This is a genomic window from Pseudomonas sp. 57B-090624 (genome assembly GCF_003234055.1).
Lineage (GTDB): Bacteria > Pseudomonadota > Gammaproteobacteria > Pseudomonadales > Pseudomonadaceae > Metapseudomonas > Metapseudomonas tohonis.
Genome location: NZ_QKRU01000062.1, coordinates 14,789 through 32,269, shown reverse-complemented (window position 1 = coordinate 32,269; position 17,481 = coordinate 14,789). Strand labels below are relative to the sequence as shown.

15 protein-coding genes are annotated in these 17,481 nt (G+C 68.4%); 5 read left to right on the top strand and 10 right to left on the bottom strand.

Annotated features, from left to right (window positions below; genetic code table 11):
* Positions 1 to 123: 123 nt before the first annotated feature.
* The gene (locus tag DMX10_RS24485; protein ID WP_111263537.1) at positions 124 to 1,419 is read right to left on the bottom strand and encodes a sorbosone dehydrogenase family protein; all 1,296 of its coding nucleotides are present in this window, start codon (positions 1,417 to 1,419) and stop codon (positions 124 to 126) included.
* 123 nt (positions 1,420 to 1,542) lie between these two features.
* Positions 1,543 to 2,169, bottom strand: coding sequence for a cysteine hydrolase family protein (locus tag DMX10_RS24480; protein WP_111263536.1), 627 nt, complete (start codon positions 2,167 to 2,169; stop codon positions 1,543 to 1,545).
* A gap of 119 nt (positions 2,170 to 2,288) precedes the next feature.
* Here DMX10_RS24480 and DMX10_RS24475 point away from each other — a divergent pair, with 119 nt between their 5' ends.
* Positions 2,289 to 3,245 (top strand): helix-turn-helix domain-containing protein, encoded by a 957-nt coding sequence (locus DMX10_RS24475; protein WP_111263535.1) that lies wholly within the window; start codon positions 2,289 to 2,291, stop codon positions 3,243 to 3,245.
* 413 nt (positions 3,246 to 3,658) lie between these two features.
* Here the strand turns inward: DMX10_RS24475 and DMX10_RS24470 are convergent, their stop codons facing one another.
* Positions 3,659 to 4,531 (bottom strand): LysR family transcriptional regulator, encoded by an 873-nt coding sequence (locus tag DMX10_RS24470; protein WP_111263548.1) that lies wholly within the window; start codon positions 4,529 to 4,531, stop codon positions 3,659 to 3,661.
* A 102-nt stretch (positions 4,532 to 4,633) separates the two neighbouring features.
* Between DMX10_RS24470 and DMX10_RS24465 the strand changes: the two genes are divergently transcribed.
* Entirely contained in the window at positions 4,634 to 5,803 is a 1,170-nt protein-coding gene (locus DMX10_RS24465; RefSeq protein ID WP_111263547.1) for a YbfB/YjiJ family MFS transporter, read from the top strand.
* A 181-nt stretch (positions 5,804 to 5,984) separates the two neighbouring features.
* Here DMX10_RS24465 and map read toward each other — a convergent pair whose 3' ends face one another.
* The 4 genes from map to DMX10_RS24445 form a co-directional block, all read right to left on the bottom strand.
* Entirely contained in the window at positions 5,985 to 6,776 is a 792-nt protein-coding gene (gene map / locus DMX10_RS24460) for a type I methionyl aminopeptidase (RefSeq protein WP_111263534.1), read from the bottom strand.
* Positions 6,773 to 6,994: a ParD-like family protein gene (locus tag DMX10_RS24455; RefSeq protein ID WP_111263533.1), complete on the bottom strand. Its 222-nt coding sequence runs from the start codon at positions 6,992 to 6,994 to the stop codon at positions 6,773 to 6,775. Before DMX10_RS24455 ends, map begins: the two co-directional genes overlap by 4 nt.
* Positions 6,995 to 7,158: 164 nt before the next feature.
* A complete protein-coding gene (locus DMX10_RS24450; protein ID WP_111263532.1) occupies positions 7,159 to 8,244 on the bottom strand; it encodes an extracellular solute-binding protein in 1,086 nt (361 codons plus the stop codon).
* Complete coding sequence (locus DMX10_RS24445; protein WP_111263531.1) at positions 8,241 to 9,281, bottom strand: histone deacetylase family protein; 1,041 nt, start codon at positions 9,279 to 9,281, stop codon at positions 8,241 to 8,243. The genes DMX10_RS24450 and DMX10_RS24445 overlap by 4 nt, the downstream gene beginning before the upstream one ends.
* 362 nt (positions 9,282 to 9,643) lie before the next feature.
* Between DMX10_RS24445 and DMX10_RS24440 the strand changes: the two genes are divergently transcribed.
* Positions 9,644 to 9,985 carry a Bro-N domain-containing protein gene (locus DMX10_RS24440; protein WP_111263530.1) on the top strand — a complete coding sequence of 114 codons (342 nt, stop codon included), beginning with the start codon at positions 9,644 to 9,646 and terminating at the stop codon, positions 9,983 to 9,985.
* Between the two features lie 392 nt (positions 9,986 to 10,377).
* On the opposite strand, the gene DMX10_RS24435 is transcribed toward DMX10_RS24440, so the two are convergent.
* From DMX10_RS24435 to DMX10_RS24425, 3 genes are all read right to left on the bottom strand, one after another.
* Positions 10,378 to 11,397, bottom strand: a complete 1,020-nt coding sequence (locus DMX10_RS24435) for an AraC family transcriptional regulator (RefSeq protein ID WP_111263529.1) — start codon at positions 11,395 to 11,397, stop codon at positions 10,378 to 10,380.
* Between the two features lie 13 nt (positions 11,398 to 11,410).
* Positions 11,411 to 13,141 carry a bifunctional isocitrate dehydrogenase kinase/phosphatase gene (gene aceK, locus DMX10_RS24430; RefSeq protein ID WP_111263528.1) on the bottom strand — a complete coding sequence of 577 codons (1,731 nt, stop codon included), beginning with the start codon at positions 13,139 to 13,141 and terminating at the stop codon, positions 11,411 to 11,413.
* A 115-nt stretch (positions 13,142 to 13,256) separates the two neighbouring features.
* Entirely contained in the window at positions 13,257 to 14,171 is a 915-nt protein-coding gene (locus tag DMX10_RS24425; protein WP_111263527.1) for a LysR family transcriptional regulator, read from the bottom strand.
* Between the two features lie 106 nt (positions 14,172 to 14,277).
* On the opposite strand from DMX10_RS24425, the gene DMX10_RS24420 reads away from it, so the two are divergent.
* Together DMX10_RS24420 and DMX10_RS24415 are read left to right on the top strand one after the other, a co-directional pair.
* Positions 14,278 to 16,020 carry an amidohydrolase gene (locus DMX10_RS24420; protein ID WP_111263526.1) on the top strand — a complete coding sequence of 581 codons (1,743 nt, stop codon included), beginning with the start codon at positions 14,278 to 14,280 and terminating at the stop codon, positions 16,018 to 16,020.
* 101 nt (positions 16,021 to 16,121) lie between these two features.
* Positions 16,122 to 16,865 carry a TorF family putative porin gene (locus DMX10_RS24415; protein ID WP_111263525.1) on the top strand — a complete coding sequence of 248 codons (744 nt, stop codon included), beginning with the start codon at positions 16,122 to 16,124 and terminating at the stop codon, positions 16,863 to 16,865.
* Positions 16,866 to 17,481: the final 616 nt, after the last annotated feature.

Genomic DNA, 17,481 nt, shown 5'->3' with positions numbered 1-17,481 from the left:
TCAAAAGGTTGGTCGGGCGGCCCGAGTCAGGTTGGCCGCCCTCGGCGAACGGAACGATTCCGCTGCCAAGTACAGAGTAGTCCTGCCGCGCCAAAGCGAAAATGCCCTGGATCAAATTTACCCTCAGGGTTCGGCACGAACCTGCCACAAGCTGTTGCCGGCATCGTCCGCCACCAGCAGCGCGCCGCTGGGCAGCACGGCGATGCCCGCCGGGCGACCGAAGACCTCGGCCTTGTCCGCATCCTTGACGAAGCCGGTGAGGAAATCCTCCGGCGCACCGGCCGGTTCACCGTTCCTGAAGGGCACGAACACCACCTTGTAGCCGGCGAGCGCGCGGCGGTTCCACGAGCCGTGCTGGCCGATGAAGGCGCCCTCGCGGTAGCGCTCGGGGAAGGCCTGCTGGGTGTAGAAGGCCAGGCCGAGCGATGCGGTATGCGCGCCCAGGGAGAGTTCGGGCCTGCGCGCCTTGGCCACCAGGTCCGGGCGCTTGCCGGCCAGGCGTGGGTCCTCGTGGGGGCCGAAGTAGGCGTAGGGCCAGCCATAGAAGGCGCCCGCCTCCACCTTGGCCAGGTAGTCCGGGACCAGGTCCTCGCCGAGGTTGTCGCGCTCGTTGACCACCGTCCACAGGTCCTGCGTGCCCGGTGCCCAGCCCATGCCCACCGGGTTGCGCAGGCCGCTGGCGAAGATGCGCTCGCCGCTGCCATCGGGGTTGATCTCGAGGATGTTGGCGCGGCGCTCTTCCTCCTGCATGCCGTGGTCACCCAGGTTGCTGGCCGACCCCACCGAGATGTAGAGCTTGGAATTGTCGGCGTTGGCGAGGATGTTGCGCGTCCAGTGGTTGTTGTAGCCGCCGGCCGGCAGGTCGAGGATCTTCTCGCCCTCGCCGTGGATCTTCAGGTCACCCGGCTGGTAGGGGTAGCGCCACAGCGCATCGGTGTTGGCCACGTAGAACCAGTCGCCCACCACCTGCATGCCCAGCGGCTGCCTGAGGCCGTCGAGGAAGGTCACCCGCTGCTCGGCCACGCCGTCGCCGTCGGTATCGCGCAGCAAGGTGATGCGGTCGGCGCTCCTGCCGTAGTTCTGCGATTGCAGCTTGCCGTCCTTGCGCGCCTTTTCCCGGGCCTTGTCGTCCTTCAGCTCGGTGTTGGCCTCGGCCACCAGCACGTCGCCGTTGGGCGTCACGTACAGCCAGCGCGGGTTGTTCAGCTCGCCGGCGTAGCGGTTGACGCGAAAGCCCTCGGGGGCGACGGGCGCCTGCCCATCGGCCCAGCCCTGGACCTTGCTGTAGTTCTTCACCTTGTGGGTCGGGTCGGGGGGCGGCAAGGCGTCATCGGCACGGGCGAAGCCGGCCAGGACGATCACCAGGAACAGCCCGGCGGCAAGGCTGAAGACGACATTGAGGGGATTGGGCTCGCCCATGGCTCGGTCCTTTTCGTGTGAGGGGCACACTGCATCGACCGGGCCCTGCCAGCAGGGTTCAGGGAATATTTCTGCAACGCCGGCAGGCCCGTCCCAGAGCGCCGGGACGGGCCTGCCGCTGCGTCAGCCGCGCGCCTTCACCGCGCGCTGGTTGGAGAGGTAGAGGTTGTCCGGCTGCAGCGCCTCACCGGTGGCGACGGCGGCGAGCCATTGCTCGGTGCTGGCCACGGCGGCGAAACCGGTGTGGGAGACCAGGGTGAACACCCGGTGGATCTCCTCGGCGCTGGCCGAGCCGAGGTCGTTGGCGAAGGGCACCGAGCCGGTGGCGTCATGCAGCAGCTCGACGTTCCAGCCTTCATGGCGGGCCTGGCGCGCGGTGGACTCGTCGCAGTGCTGGGTCATGTAGCCGACGATGGTCAGGGTGTCGATACCGCGCTCGCGCAACCAGGGGCCCAGGTCGGTGCCGGTCAGGGCGCTGGGCAGGGTCTTGCGTACCTGAAGGTCGTGGGCGCGGTCGGCCACCAGCGGGTGCAGTTCGGCACCGCGGCTGCCCCGGGCGAAGATCGGCGAATCCTCCGGCGCCAGGTGCTGCACCAGCACCACGGGGATGCCGGCGGCGGTGGCGGCGTCCATCGCCCGGCCGATATTGGCCAGGGACTGGTCCACGGGCGGGTACTCGATCAGCAGGTCGCCACTGACGTATTCGTTCTGCACATCGATGACGATCAGCGCACGCTTCGGCTGGGCCATGGTGGAGCTCCTTGTGGTGATTGGACTGGAGCGCATTCTTCGCCCTGGCGCCCTCGACGGGTGAGTGGCCCGACTGCCAACTTCCGCTAATATCGGGCCAACCCAAGGAGCCCCCGCCCATGCAGGAACACGTGATAGTCGTGGTCGCGTTCGACCGCATCATCCCCTTCCACCTTTCCGTGCCCTGCCTGGTATTCGGCGAGACCTGCCCGGAGATGGCGCCCTTCGACCTGCGCGTGTGCGCCGCCGAAGCAGGCCCGTTGCGCACCACCGCCGGCTTCACCATCGCCGTCGAGCTTGGCCTGGAGGCCATCGCCAGCGCCGACACGGTGATAGTGCCCAGCTGGCGCCACCCCGACGAACGCCCGCCGCAGGCCCTGCTGGACGCCCTGGTCGCCGCCCACGCGCGTGGCGCGAAGATGGTCGGCCTGTGCCTGGGCGCCTACGTGCTGGCCGAAGCCGGCCTGCTCGATGGCCGCCGCGCCACCACCCACTGGGCCTGGGCCCGCGACTTCGCCGAGCGCTACCCGCAGGTGCAGCTGGACCCGGACGTGCTCTACCTCGAAGACGGCGAACTGCTGACCTCGGCCGGCACCGCCGCCGGCATCGACTGCTGCCTGCACCTGCTGCGCCAGCACTGCGGCGCCGAGACCGCCAACCGCGTGGCCCGGCGCCTGGTGGTGCCGCCCCACCGCCAGGGCGGCCAGGCGCAGTTCATCGAGCAGCCCCTGCCGACGAGCCCGCGCGACGACCGCCTCACCTGCGTGCTGGATTGGGTGCGCAGCAACCTGGAGCAGGAGCACAGCCTCGACAGCCTGGCCCAGCGCGTGCTGATGAGCCGGCGCACCTTCAGCCGCCACTTCCGCCAGCTCACCGGCAGCACCCTTGGCGAGTGGCTGCTGGCCGAGCGCCTGGCCCTGACCCAGCGCCTGCTGGAGAACACCGACCAGAGCGTGGAAAAGATCGCCACCCTCGCCGGCTTCGGCTCGCCCGTCTCGCTGCGCCACCACTTCGGCCGCGCCTTCGGCGTCTCGCCCTCGGCGTGGCGGCAGAGTTTCCAGGGGAGCGTGGCGTAGCCCGCGATCGGCTCACCGTAGGTTGGCGCCGAGCACAGCGAGGCCCAACGCTGGGTATCGGGCCTCGCGCAGGGGTCGAGTCTGATCGCGGATGAATCCGCTCGCACGATCTGGCGCCGCTGGGCGAGTAAAAATCCACGTTCTTAGAACGTGGCTTTGCTTTTTGCTCCCTGGAAGGGGCGCATCAGACCTCGGAACATGCAGCCGCCACTCACTCCAGACGTAGGGTGTGCTGCGCGCACCTCGGACTCGCCGGAAGCACCTCGCGGAGGTGCGCACGGCACACCCTACGGCACGCGTTCATCCTGCTGGGTTCTTAATTCAAATCGCCACAGGCAGAGCCGATGACTTATGAACACGCCCGAAGGACGTGGTTTCCCACGCTCAAATAAATTCGCCCCTGCAGGCAAGGGTTACGCGGGTTGCATGGGCTCCACGCCCATCACCTCGATCCAGGCCTTGAGGTTGGCGCCGAGCATGCCCTTGCGCCACATCAGCCAGGTGGTGGTGTGGTCGAAGGGTTCGGCCAGGTGATGCACCGCCACCGCTTCGCGGCCGGGCAGGGTCTCGAGCATGGACAGCGGCATCAGCGCCACGCCGCCACCGGCGACCACGCAGGCGAGCATGCTGTGGTAGGACTCGATCTCCATGATCTGCCCCATGGGCACCCGCGCGGCGGCGAACCAGCTTTCGATGCGTTTGCGGTAGGAACAGCGCGGGCGGAAGCTGAACACCGACTCGCCCTGCACGTCCGCCGCCGAGGCCACCGGGGCGTGGCCGAGGCTGGTGATCAGCACCAGGGTCTCCTCGAACAGCGGCAGGCCGTCCAGCTCGGCGTAGTCCATGGGGCCGTCCACCAGTGCCGCGTCGAGCCTGCCACTCACCAGCCCCTCGACCAGCTCGCCGCTGGGCAGCGTCTGCACCTGCAGGTTGACCGCCGGCCAGCGGCGGTGGAAGCGCGCCAGCATTCCCGGCAGGTGGATGGCCGCGGTGCTGTACATGGAGCCGATGACGAATTCGCCCGCCGGCTCACCGCCCTTGAGCGCTGCCTCCGCCTCGGCCTGCAGCCTGAACATGCGCTCGGCGTAGCCCAGCAGCACCTTGCCCTCGGCGGACAGCTGCAGGCGCTGGCGTTCGCGCAGGAACAGGTCCACGCCCAACACCTCTTCCAGCTGGCGCAGGCGGGTGGAGAGGTTCGACGGCACACGATTCATGCGCACCGCGGCCTTGGCGATGGAGCCTTCTTCGGCGACCGCCTGGAAGATGCGCAGCTGACTGAGTTCCACGGCAAACATTCTCTTTAGTTGAACAAGTTGTTCTTTATTATTCGTTTTAACTGAACAAGTCAAAACCCTAGCATGGCCTCCATCGCCACTCCGGAGGCCGCCATGTCGCCCATCATCCGCATCCTCGCCAGCACCCTCGCCCTGTTCGTCGCCATGGGCGTGGGGCGCTTCTCGCTCACCCCACAGCTGCCGCACCTGATCGCCGAGGGCCAGGTGGACCTCACCGGCGCCGGCCTGATCGCCGCCGCCAACTACCTCGGCTACCTGGTGGGCGCCCTCGATGCCCTGCGTGCCACGGCGCCGGCCCAGGCCCGTCGCCGCCTGTTCGGCGGCCTCTGGGCGGGCGTCGCCATCACCCTCGCCTCTGCCTGGGCGTTCGGCTTCTGGCCCCATGTGGCGCTGCGTTTCGCCGCCGGCGTGGCCAGCGCCTGGGTGCTGGTGGTGCTCACCGCCCTGGCCGCCCAGGTGGCGGTGCAGGCCGGCCGCCCGCGCCTGGCCGGGCTGATCTTCACCGGGCCGAGCCTGGGTGTGCTGGCCACCGGGCTGATGGCCCTGGCGCTGAACCTGCTGGGCCAGGGCTCGTCCAGCGCCTGGCTGCTGTACGGCGTGACCGCGCTGGTGCTGACCGCAGCCATCCACCCGCTGCTGCCGCGTCCGCAGGAGCGCGCCAATGCCGCGCTGCAGCCATCGGGCCCGCGCCCCAAGGCCTTCTACCCGCTGCTGGTGGCGTACTCGCTGGTGGGCATCGGCTACATCATCCCCGCCACCTTCCTTTCGCAGATGGCCGCCGCGCAGTTCCACGGCCAGTGGCTGGCCGACCTGTTCTGGCCCGCCTTCGGCCTCATCGCCACCCTCGGCGTGCTGCTGGTGAGCCTGCGCCGCCCGGGCTCCGGCAACACCGGCCGCTGGCTGGTGGGCGCGCTCTGGCTGCAGGCGCTGGGGGTGCTGGCCTGCCTGTTCCCGGGGATGACCGGCCTGGCGCTGGGGGTGATCTTCTGCGGCGGCCCCTTCCTCGCCAGCATGCTGCTGGTGATGCAGCGGGCCCGGGAGATCGACCCGCTGGGCCACGCCCGCAACGTCGGCCTGCTCACCGCCGGCTTCGCCCTGGGCCAGCTCGGCGGCCCGCTGCTGGCGGCCCTGAGCAGCCACTTCAGCGGCGGCCTGCGCCCCGCCCTGCTGCTCGCCGCCGGCGCCCTGCTGCTGGCGGGTGGCTTGATGCTCAGGGCGCGGGAAGAGGTGAAGGTGGAAGCCGTGGCGGCGTGCCGGGGGTGAGCGAGCGATAACCGGCCGCTCCGCATCGATGGGTTTCGCGGAGCTCTACCCATCCTACAAAGCCTCCCATGCACGCTTCGTAGGATGGCGTAGAGCGAAGCGAAACCCATGCGGTTGCGCGCCCACCAGCCCCCTTTGCGCAGCGCGCTCCCGGGCTGAAGCCCGGGCTACAGGTTGCCTGCTACGGCGTCGCCGGGAAGGCGTCGCGCTCTTCCTCGCGCAGGGTGAGCACGCGAAAGCCGGTTTCGGTGACGAGGATGGTGTGTTCGAACTGGGCGGAAAGGCTGCCGTCGCGGGTGATGACGGTCCAGCCGTCGGCGAGGGTGCGGACGCTGCGGCGGCCCTGGTTGATCATCGGCTCGATGGTGAAGGTCATGCCCGGCTGCAGGCGCAGGCCCGTGCCGGGATGGCCGACGTGGACCACCTGCGGGCTTTCGTGCATCTGCCGGCCGATGCCGTGGCCGCAATACTCGATCACCACCGAGTACCCCGCCTCCTCGGCACGGCTCTGGATGGCGTGGCCGATGTCGCCCAGCGTGGCGCCCGGGCGCACCAGGCGGATGGCGTCGTAGAGGCACTGCCGGGTGGTGTGCACCAGGCGCCGGGCGTCGTCGCTGATGGTGCCGAGGCAGTACATCTTGCTGGTGTCGCCGTAGAAGCCGTCCTTGATCACCGTGACGTCGACATTGACGATGTCGCCCTCCTGCAGCACCTCTTCCGCCGAGGGCCAGCCGTGGCAGACCACCTGGTTGACCGAGGTGTTGACGGTGAAGGGGTAGCCGTACTGGCCCTTGCTGCCGGGGATGGCCTTCAGGGTTTCGACGATGTAGCGCTCGGCGAAGGCGTCGATCTGCGCGGTGGTGACGCCGGGGACGATGAAGTCATCCAGCGCCTCCAGCACCCGTGCCGCCAGGCGGCCGGCGACGACCATGCGCTCGACCTCGGCGGCGTTCTTGAGGGTGACCTTGCTCACTCCACCGCCTCCACCGGCGGCGTGGCGGAGAGTTCCAGCTCGCGGGCCTCTTCCATCAGGCGCTTGATGATGTCGGCGTAGGTCAGCTCCGGCTGGGTCTCGGCGAGCATGCCGATGCGCATCCAGTGCTCGGCCTGGGCGTTGATGGAGCGGGACATGGCGCGGCAGGCGATGCGCGCCTCTTCGTGCAGTACATCGGAAATCTTGACGATACCCATGGCAATCGATCCATATACGAAACGCTACATAACATAGCATTTCATTTTTTAATCGCAAATGAGAAAGGGCCGCGGTGCGGCCCTTCTTTGCTGCTCGCCATCACCTGGGACAGCGATGGGTTTCGCTTCGCTCAACGCCATCCTACGGCGCGAGCGCGGGCGCCTCAGGTGCCGGTCTTGATCTTGGTCCAGGTGCGGGTACGGATGCGTTCCAGCTTGGGCGGCAGCATCTCCACCGAGAACAGCTTGGCCTGCACCTCGGCCGGCGGGTAGACGTTGGGGTTGTCACGCAGGGTGGGCGAGATCAACCCGTCCGCCGCCTGGTTGGGGTTGGCGTAGGCCACGTGGTCGGAGATGGGCGCCACCACTTCCGGGCGCAGCAGGTAGTTGAGGAAGGCGTGGGCCTGCTCGACGTTCTGCGCGTCCCTGGGGATGGCCAGCACGTCGAACCAGGCGGCGGTGCCTTCCTTGGGAATGCGGTATTCCACCTTCACCCCGTTGCCGGCTTCCTCGGCGCGGGCAGCGGCCTGCATGGCGCCGCCGGACCAGGCCAGGGCCACGCAGATCTCGCCGTTGGCCAGGTCGCTGACGAACTTCGAGGAGCTGAAGTAGGTGACGCTCGGGCGCAGGCGGGTGAGCAGTTCCTCGACCTTGGCGTAGTCCTCGGGGTTGCGGCTGTTGGGCGGCAGGCCCAGGTAGTGCAGCACCTCGGGGATCACCTCGGTGGGCGAGTCGAGGAAAGCCACGCCGCACTGCTTGAGCTTGGCCAGGTTGTCGGGGTTGAAGATCAGCTCCCAGGAATCCACCGGTGCGTTCTCGCCCAGCACCGCGCGCACCTTGTCGAGGTTGTAGGCGATGCCGTTGGTGCCCCACATGTAGGGCATCACGTACTGGTTGCCCGGGTCCTTGGCGGCCAGCACCTTGAGCAGCGCCGGGTTGAGGTTCTTCCAGTTGGGCAGCTTGCTCTTGTCCAGGGGCTGGAACACGCCGGCCTTCATGTAGTTGGGCAGGAAGCCGTCGCTGGGCACCACCAGGTCGTAGCCGGAGTGGCCGGAGAGCAGCTTGGCCTCCAGCACCTCGTTGCTGTCGTAGACGTCGTACTTGGGGGTGATGCCGCTGTCCTTGCGGAAGTTCTCCAGGGTGTCCGGGGCGATGTAGTCGAACCAGTTGTAGATGCGCACCACGGGCTCGGCGGCGGCGTTGAGGGAGGCGCCCAGCAGCGCCAGGGCGACGAGATGGCGGGCGTTCATCGGGCCACCTCCTCAAAGCCCTGCAGCACGTTGACGGCGTTCACGCCGATGGCCTCCACCGCGTAGCCGCCTTCCATGATGAACAGCGTCGGCAGGCCGAGGGCGGCGATGCGCCGGCCCATGGCCAGGTAGTCGGGCGAGTCCAGCTTGAACTGGGAGATGGGGTCGTCCTTGTAGGTATCGACGCCGAGGGAGATCACCAGCGCGTCCGGCGCGTAGGCGGCGATCTTGCCGCAGGCGTCCTCCAGCGCGGCGGCCCAGCCGTCCCAGCCGGTGCCGTGGGGCAGCGGGTAGTTGTGGTTGCAGAGCGCGCCTGCGCCTTCGCCGCGTTCGTCGGCGTGGCCCAGGTAGTAGGGGTATTCCACCAGCGGGTCGCCGTGGATGGAGGCGAAGAGCACGTCGCCGCGGCTGTAGAACAGCTCCTGGGTGCCGTTGCCGTGGTGGTAGTCGACATCGAGGATGGCCACGCGGCGCGCGCCCTGGTCGAGGAAGGCCTGGGTGACGATGGCGGCGTTGTTGAAGAAGCAGTAGCCGCCCATGAAGTCGCTGCCGGCGTGGTGGCCCGGCGGGCGGCACAGGGCGAAGGCGGTGTTGGCGCCGTTGCGCATGTGGTCCTGGGCAGTGAGCGCGACCTGCGCCGAGCTGTAAACGGCCTGCCAGGTGCCGGCGGTGATGGGCGCCTCGGTGTCGAAGCAGTAGTGGCCGAGCTGGCCGTGCAGCGCGGTGGGGATGGGCCCGTCACGGCGTAGGCGGCGCGCGGGGAAGGTGCTCGGCAGCATGTCGCAGCTGTGGCCTTCGGCGGCCCAGCGCGCCCAGGCGCCCTTGAGGAAGTCCACGTAGGCGGCGTCGTGCACCCGCAGGATGGGTTCCAGGCCGAAGTCACGGGGCTCGATCACCTCGCCCAGCGCCTGGTGGCGCACCCGCGCCAGCACGGTGTCCGCACGGCTGGGCATCTCGAAGCAGGGCTGGAGCTTGCCGTCCACCAGTTCGGACTGGCCGAAGTGGAGACGATGGTCGTCGCTGTACACGGTCAGCATGCCGGGAACCTCATCTTGTTATGGGTGGATGGATTCTGTGGCCGATCGTGGCCCCTTGCGCAGGGGGACGGGCGGCCAATAGGGGATCGAAATGGCCAACCTGACTGGCCACAGGGTTGCGGCCGGGCAGGCTCCGACAGTTCTGACATGACAACTGCATTGCCGTCCTACAAGGGGCTTGGGCAGCATCCCGCTCCGTTGCGACCCAGGTTGCAACCTGGGCTTAGAACCCCAGCCAATACAGATGAGGCGCGCCATAAGCAGGATCGACAGGAGACCTTCCTGTCGTTCCTGGCTGTCTATGGCGGACTGTGCAAGGGGGGCTCACGCCCGCCCGGTTATCTGCCTTAAGGAGCTGCATCATGACCAACCGCTATTTCGACACCCTCCGCTTCTTCCGCTACCGCCGCCTGCTGCGTGCCACCCTCATCCAGTACGAACCCTGGTTCGCCGCCCGCGACCTCGCCCGCCTGATGGGCATCCACTTCGGCGACAAGGTCCAGGCGCGCCTCGACCCCGACCAATGGCGCCTCGGCCTCATCGCCGCCGGCGACGGTACGGTGGGCGAGGAAATGATGGTCAGCGAATCCGGCGCCTACGCCCTCCTCCAGCGCCACTTCCCCCACCCCGAGAACCGCAACCTGCGCCAATGGCTCACCCAGGAAGTGATCCCGGCGCTGCGCCAGGCACGGGCGATCGCCTGACTCCTCGCATGGGCCATCCCGGGCTGAAGCCCGGGCTACCCGGTGCGCAGGGCCACCGGGTAGCCGGTGCCACCCCACCGAGCCGGATGTACCGCCCCACCTTCACTGGATCCCCGCGTTCGCGAGGATGACGGGGTTACCCGAACCTCCCCGCCCCCCACATTGCTTGCGGCCGCATTGTGTTCAGTGGGCCCCCGCGAACGCGGGGGCCCACTGAACACAATGCGGACGCAAGCAATGTGGGGGGCGGGAAACGGCAGCGGTGGGCTGAAGCGGAGCACCGCCCGACCCACCCCACGCGTCACGTGTGGGTTCAGCGCGATTGGGGGCTCCGCTTGGTGGATGGGAGAAGCGCCATCCACCCTCCCCCCCGGGTTGGCCTGCGCCGGGGCTCAGCCGCGGAACTGGCTGGGGGGTTGGCCGCTCCAGCGCTGGAAGGCGTGGCGCAGGCTGGCGGTTTCGCTGAAGCCGAGTTCTTCGGCGATGCGGTAGATGGGCAGCTCGCCCTGCTGCAGCAGTTCCTTGGCGCGGGCGAAGCGCAGGTCGTCGAGCAGTTGCTGGTAGCTGGTCTGCTGCTGGGCCAGGTGGCGGCGCAGGCTGCGGGCGGAGCAGTTCATGGCGCGGGCCAGTTCCTCCAGCCCCGGCGGCGCGGCCAGGCGCTGGGCCAGTTGCTCGCGCACACGCTCCAGCCAGGCGCGGCGGGTGGCGAATTCGGCATTCTGCCGGCGGCACTGTTCGAGCATTTCCCGGTGGGTGACCGGGTCGGCCAGGGGCAGCGGGCGCTCCAGCCACTCACGGGGGAAGCCGAAGCCGCTGCGCGCACGGCCGAAGCGCGGGGCGCGGTCGAAGGCCTGGCGGTAGAGCGGCGCGGCGCCGGGTGGCTCAGGGTAGTCCAGCTCCAGCGCGGCCACCGGCAGCGGCTGGCCGAGCAGGTCGGCGCAGATCACCCGCAGCGAGCCCAGGCAGAGTTCGGTGTTGAAGGGTTTCAGCGCCTCGCGCTCGCCGTAGCCGCTGGCCAGCAGCCAGGCCAGGTCGCCCTCTTCCACCAGGCGCAGGTGGAAGTAGGTGCCCAGCAGCACCGGGTAGCCGAGGCCGATGCGCAGGGCCTCGCCCAGGGTGGGCGCCGAGAGCAGCGCGTAGCCCAGCAGGCCGTAGGCGGAGATGCGCGTGCGCTGGCCCAGTTCCAGCCCCTGCGCGGGGGTGTCGGCGAGGCGCAGGGCGTTGGCGAACACCTGCTGCTCCTGCCCGGGGTTGATCAGCCGTTGCAGGGCGCGCAGGTCGTCCTCGGTGATGCCGCTGCCTTCCAGCAGGCTGGCGGCGTCGATGCCGCGCTCACCGAGGCAGGCCACGGTGAGCGTCGACATGTGCAGCGAGTTGAGCCAGGTGGCCCGGGAGAACAGCGGGTCGCCCATGGCCTTCAGGCCGTCACTGGATGGCGTCCGGGCGCTCCTTGCGCCGGTAGGGGAAGACGTCGATCACCTTGCCGGCGCGGATGGCGTCCTGGAGGCTCTTCCAGTAGTCGGCGTCGTAGAGGTCGCCGTGCAGCTGGTTGAACAGCTTGCGCTGGCCGATATCGGCGAACAGGAAGCGCGGGAACTCCTCGGGGAACACGTCGTGCGGGGCCACCGAATACCAGGGCTCGGAGGACATTTCGTCCTCGGGGTAGCGCGGCGGCGGGATGAAGCGGAAGTTGACCTCGGTGAGGTAGCTGATCTCGTCGTAGTCGTAGAACACCACGCGGCCGTGACGGGTGACGCCGAAGTTCTTCAGCAGCATGTCGCCGGGGAAGATGTTGGCGGCGGCCAGCTGCTTGATGGCCAGGCCATAGTCGTCCAGCGCCTCGCGCACCTGGGGCTCGCTGGCGCTTTCCAGGTAGATGTTCAGCGGGGTCATGCGGCGCTCGGTCCAGCAGTGGCGGATGAGCACGGTGTCGCCTTCCAGCTCGACGGTGGACGGCGCCACCTCCAGCAGCTCGGCCAGGCACTCGGGCTCGAACTTGGCCTTGGGGAAGCGGAAGTCGGCGAACTCCTGGGTATCGGCCATGCGCCCGACGCGGTCGACGCTCTTCACCAGGCGGTACTTCTCGATGACGGTGTTGCGGTCGACGTTCTTCGACGGCGAGAAGCGGTCCTTGATGATCTTGAACACGGTGTTGAAGCCCGGCAGCGTGAACACGCTCATGACCATGCCGCGCACGCCCGGGGCCATGATGAAGCGGTCGTCGGTGTTGGCCAGGTGGTTGATCAGGGCGCGGTAGAACTCCGACTTGCCGTGCTTGTAGAAGCCGATGGAGGTGTACAGCTCGGCGATGTGCTTGCCCGGCAGGATGCGCTTGAGGAAGCTGACGAACTCCGCCGGCACCGGCACGTCCACCATGAAGTAGGAGCGGGTGAAGGAGAAGATGATCGAGACGTCGGCTTCGTCGGTGATCAGCGCGTCCACCTGGATGCCCTTGCCCTCGCGGTGCAGCAGCGGGATCACCAGCGGCCACTGCTCGTCGCGGGTGTAGATGCGGCCCACCAGGTAGGCGCCCTTGTTGCGGTAGAGGGTGGAGGAGAACAGCTCGACGCACAGCTCCGGGTCCTTGATCACCCAGTCCGGCAGGCTGTCGCGCAGCTGGACGACGAGGCGATCGAGGTCACGCTCCAGGTCGTCGAAGGGCACGGCGAAGCGGTAGTCGTCGAGGATCTGCAGCAGCGCCGCCTTGAGGTCGCCGCGCGGGTGGTAGCTGCGGGTCTGTGGCGCGCGCTCGTGGGGGCGCAGGGACGGCCGCGTGGTGTGGATGAACATGCAGCCATCGCTGATCTGGTCATGGCTGAACAGGCCGCAGAAGATCGAGTTGAACCAGGTTTCCGAGAGTTCGTCGTCGAAGCGCAGGTCGATCAGCTTGATGTAGGCGCTCTTGACCAGCGGCCAGAGCTGCACGTCCAGCAGCACCTCTTCGTCGAAGGCGCTGCGCAGGCGCTCGCTGACTTCGCTGACCTTTTCTTCGTAGAGGGCGATCCGCGCGGCAGCCGCCTGCTGGATCTCCTGCCACTGCGCCTGTTCGAAGCGGGCACGGGCGCCGTCGGTGATCTGACGGAAATGTTCACGGTAGTCGTCGAAACCATCGAGGATCAGTCGCGCGATATCTGCGGCCGGCCATTGCTGCGCCATGGGGAACACTCAGCTGGGAATTCGGAAGACGGAGCTTAGCCAGAGCCCGCCCCGAAAAAAAGCTCTGCCTGCATCAGCCCCGGCCGGGCCGCTCGCGACCCGTGGGTCACGGCACTCAGGCCAACCCCCGCGCCTCGAGGAAGGCGGCCAGGTAATCGATGAACGCCAGCACCTTGCCGGTGGCCCGGCGATGGCTGGGGTAGACGGCGAGGATCTGGTCGCCGAAGGCGTCCGGGTCGATCTCGTGGTCGGCCAGCAGGCGCACCAGGCGGCCGTCGGCGATATAGGGGGCCGCGCTCCACAACGGGGTGTGCAGCACGCCGACGCCGGCCAGGGCATTGGCCAGCAGCAGGTCGTAGTTGTCGCTCTCCAGCCGTGGCGCGGCAGGCTGGGCCAGGCGCGTGCGCTGGCCGTCGCACTCCACCCACCAGTACTGCCGGCTCAACGCCGGATGACGGTAGGCGAGCCAGTCGTGGCGCTCGAGGTCATCGAGCGTCGGCACGCCCTTGCGTGCCAGGTAGGCGGGGCTGGCGCACAGGGCCAGGCGGTTGCGCCCGACCACCCGGGCGATCAGCCCCGGCAGGTCGCTCTGCCCTTCGCGCAGGGCCAGGTCGTAGCCCGCCTCCACCAGGTCGACGAAGGCGTCGCACAGATCGACCCGCAGGCTGATCTGCGGGTAGGCCGCGAGAAAACCCGCGCACACCTCATCGAGGAAGGCGCGGCTGAAGGCCAGCGGCGCAGTCATCCGCAGGCTGCCCTGCAGGCCGTGCTGCAGCTGGCCGATCTCCTCGCCCACGTCGTGCAGGCGCTGCAGCAGCTGACGCGCGGTGTCCAGGTAGAGGCGCCCCGCTTCGGTGAGGACGATGCGCCGGGTGCTGCGCTCGAACAGGCGCGCGCCCAGCTCGGCCTCCAGGTGGCTGACGGCCTTGGTCAGGGCCGAGGGGGTCTTGCCCAGTTGCTCGGCGGCACGGCTGAAGCTGCCCTGTTCGGCGGTGGCGACGAACATGGCGATGGCACCGAGCTTGTCCATGGTTTTTCCATCCAGGCAAAAGGGTTTTGCACGCTGCCGGCGTTCTGCCAGCCCCGGGGAGCCGCTAGTCTCGCTGGCAGACCGATAAAAACAAAGGGGGGAGCCCGTGAAAAACTTCGTTCCACGACTACTGGCGGCTGCGGTGGCTTTTGCCTCGATGGAAGCCATGGCCGGCGCCGATATGGTGCTGTTCAACGGCAAGGTGTTCACCGCCGACAAGGCGCGGCCCATGGTGCAGGCCATTGCCGTGGAGAACGGCAAGGTGCTGGCGGTGGGCAACGATGCCGAGATCAAGGCCCTGGCGGACGCGTCCACCCAACGCATCGACCTGGCCGGCAAGGCGCTGATGCCGGGCCTGATCGACACCCACTCCCACGCCATCTTCGGCGGCCTGGAGATGTCCACTGCCAACATGGGCGATGAGCAGGTGAGCCTGGAGGAGTTGGAAAAACGCCTGCGCACCTGGCGCGACGACGGCACCGCGCGCCACGGCGACACCCTCTACGTGGCGGGCATGACCTCCGCCTACTGGGCCCAGGCCGAGGCCATGGGCCAGCGCTTCGACCAGGGCGAGTGGGCGGGTGTGCCCATCGTCTTCGTCGGCAGCGACCACCACACCGCCTGGGCCAACGCGGCCATGCGCAAGCGCGCCGGCATCGACGCCAGGCTGGTCGCCGCCCTGCCCGAGGCCGAGCGCGGCACCATCGGCCTGGGCAAGGACGGCACGCCCAACGGCTTTTTGGTGGACGCCGGCTGGGACCGCGTCGCCGCCGTGCTGCCGCCCATGGACCCGGCCCTGCTGCTGCGCGCCGGCGAGAATGCGGTGCGCACCAACAACAGCCTGGGCATCACCGCCTGGATGGACCCGGCCGCCAACGGCGCCCCCGGCGAGCCGCTGTTCGCCCTCAAGCCCACGGAGAAGTCGGTCGGCGTGCTGCCGGTGTACAAGGCCCTGGCCGAGAAAGGCGAGCTGACCGCCCACGTCGCCGCGCTGCTGGTGGCCCACCCGAAGAGCCGCCCCGCCGACCTGGACACCCTGGAGAAGGTGCGCCAGCAGTTCCAGGGCATCGACAACCTGAGCCTGCCGGGGATCAAGATCTTCGCCGACGGCGTGCTGGAGTACCCGGCGCAGAGCGCGGCGCTGATCGACCCCTACAGCAACAGCCACAAGCAGGGCGAGCTGCTGATCGACCCGGCACACTTCGGCGAGCTGGTCAGCGCGGCGGATGCACGCGGCTGGCTGGTGCACATCCACGCCATCGGCGACCGCGCGGTGCGCGAGGCGCTCAACGGCATCGAGCAGGCACGTAAGGACCGGCAGAGCGGCGTGGTGCACTCCATCACCCACCTGCAACTGGTCAACCCCAAGGAGTTCGCGCGCTTCAAGCCGCTCGACGTGATCGCCTCCATGCAGCTGCTCTGGGCCGCCGGCGACGACTACACGCTGGACATGGTCAAGCCCTACGTCAGCGCCTTCGCCTTCCGCTACCAGTACCCGGCGCACTCGCTGCTGCAACAGGGCGCGACCCTCGCCGGCGCCAGCGACTGGCCGGTGTCCTCGCCCAACCCCTGGGCGGCCATGGCCCAGGCGGTGACCCGCGAAGGCGAGAAAGGCGTGCTCAACGCCGAGGAGCGCCTGGACCGCGACACCATGTTCTACGCCTACACCCTCAACGCCGCGCGGACCATCGGCCAGGAGAAGCACATCGGCTCGCTGGCCGCCGGCAAGCAGGCCGACTTCATCCTCCTCGACCGCGACGTGTTCACCGTGGACCCCAAGGCCCTGGCCGAAACCCGGGTGCTCAAGACCTGGTTCGGCGGCCGCGAGGTCTACACCGCCGCCCGATAACAAGACCGCACCACCGCTGATGCCTGGCCCCCGCTGCATGGGGGTCGGGCGAAGCCTTGCCCCTCATCTGCCCATAACAACCACAAGATCGGGAATCCACCATGAAGCGCTCCACCACCCTCCTCCTCGCCGGCCTCGCCCTGGCCCCGCTGTACAGCCGGGCCGCGTTGCCGATCACCGACGACTTCGCCGTGCAGGTCGACCTCAACCTGGCCAGCGACTACCGCACCCGCGGCATCTCGCAGACCCAGAACGACCCCGCCGCCCAGGCCGGCGCCACGCTGCTGCACTCCAGCGGCCTGTACGCGGGGGCCTGGACCTCCAACGTCGACTTCGGCTTCGGCCTCAAGACCCGCCAGGAAGTGGACTACTACGCCGGCTGGTACTGGCAGGCCACGGACGATGTGAGCCTCGACCTGGGCGTGATCAAGTACGCCTACCCGAAGGAGAGCCAGTTCAACCAGAGCGAGCTGTACGCCATCCTCAGCGCCTACGGGTTCAAGGCCGCCGCCTATTACTCGGACGACGCGCCGAACATCATCGGCGAGGACCAGGACACCCTCTACACCTGGGTCGGCTACGAGACCCGGCTGCCCCTGGAAGTGGGCCTGGAGCTGCGCTACGGGCGCATGGACTTCAAGGACCCGCTGTTCTGGTCGCGCAACGGCACCGGCAGCGAGTCGTACCGCGAGTGGGAAGCCAGGCTGACCCGCGACTTCCTCGGCGTCACCTGGGGCCTCGCCTACGTCGACACCGACCTCTCGGAAAACCAGTGCGCCAGCAACTACGGCTTCACCGACACCTGCAGCGCAACGGTGGTGGCGAGCGTCAGCAAGTCGTTCTAGGCCCTGTAGGGGCGAATTCATTCGCCCAAGGCGCGCGCAGCGGGCCCGACGACAGCATGGGTTTCGCTGCGCTCTACCCATCCTACGAACCCGGCAGGGCGCAGGCTCCTTTGTGGGAGCGGGTTCATTCGCGAAGTGGGCCGGCGCAGTTGCGCTGGGCCCGATGACAGCATGGGTTTCGCTGTGCTCTACCCATCCTACGAACCCGGTAGGGCGCAGGCGCCTTTGTGGGAGCGGGTTCATGCGAAATGGGCCGGGTCAGTTGCGCTGGGCCCGATGACAGCATGGGTTTCGCTGCGCTCTACCCATCCTACGAACCCGGTAGGGCGCAGGCGCCTTTGTAGGAGCGGGTTCATTCGCGAAGTGGGCGCCGGCTCAGTTGCGCTGGGCCCGATGACAGCATGGGTTTCGCTGCTCTACCCATCCTACGAACCCGGTAGGGCGCAGGCGCCTTTGTGGGAGCGGGTGCATGCGAAATGGGCCGGCTCAGTTGCGCTGGGCCCGATGACAGCATGGGTTTCGCTGCGCTCTACCCATCCTACGAGCTCGGTAGGGCGCAGGCTCTTTTGTAGCCCTGCGGACCAGCGGCCCCACACAATCCGCAGCCCAGAGGCCT

Coding starts and splice junctions, on each gene's coding strand:
- DMX10_RS24415 (WP_111263525.1), top strand. CDS start 16,122: ATGAAGCGCTCCACCACCCTCCTCCTCGCCGGCCTCGCCCTGGCCCCG.
- DMX10_RS24435 (WP_111263529.1), bottom strand. CDS start 11,397: ATGGGCGACCCGCTGTTCTCCCGGGCCACCTGGCTCAACTCGCTGCAC.
- DMX10_RS24450 (WP_111263532.1), bottom strand. CDS start 8,244: ATGAACGCCCGCCATCTCGTCGCCCTGGCGCTGCTGGGCGCCTCCCTC.
- DMX10_RS24480 (WP_111263536.1), bottom strand. CDS start 2,169: ATGGCCCAGCCGAAGCGTGCGCTGATCGTCATCGATGTGCAGAACGAA.
- aceK (WP_111263528.1), bottom strand. CDS start 13,141: ATGGCGCAGCAATGGCCGGCCGCAGATATCGCGCGACTGATCCTCGAT.
- DMX10_RS24445 (WP_111263531.1), bottom strand. CDS start 9,281: ATGCTGACCGTGTACAGCGACGACCATCGTCTCCACTTCGGCCAGTCC.
- DMX10_RS24425 (WP_111263527.1), bottom strand. CDS start 14,171: ATGGACAAGCTCGGTGCCATCGCCATGTTCGTCGCCACCGCCGAACAG.
- DMX10_RS24475 (WP_111263535.1), top strand. CDS start 2,289: ATGCAGGAACACGTGATAGTCGTGGTCGCGTTCGACCGCATCATCCCC.
- DMX10_RS24440 (WP_111263530.1), top strand. CDS start 9,644: ATGACCAACCGCTATTTCGACACCCTCCGCTTCTTCCGCTACCGCCGC.
- DMX10_RS24485 (WP_111263537.1), bottom strand. CDS start 1,419: ATGGGCGAGCCCAATCCCCTCAATGTCGTCTTCAGCCTTGCCGCCGGG.
- DMX10_RS24465 (WP_111263547.1), top strand. CDS start 4,634: ATGTCGCCCATCATCCGCATCCTCGCCAGCACCCTCGCCCTGTTCGTC.
- DMX10_RS24455 (WP_111263533.1), bottom strand. CDS start 6,994: ATGGGTATCGTCAAGATTTCCGATGTACTGCACGAAGAGGCGCGCATC.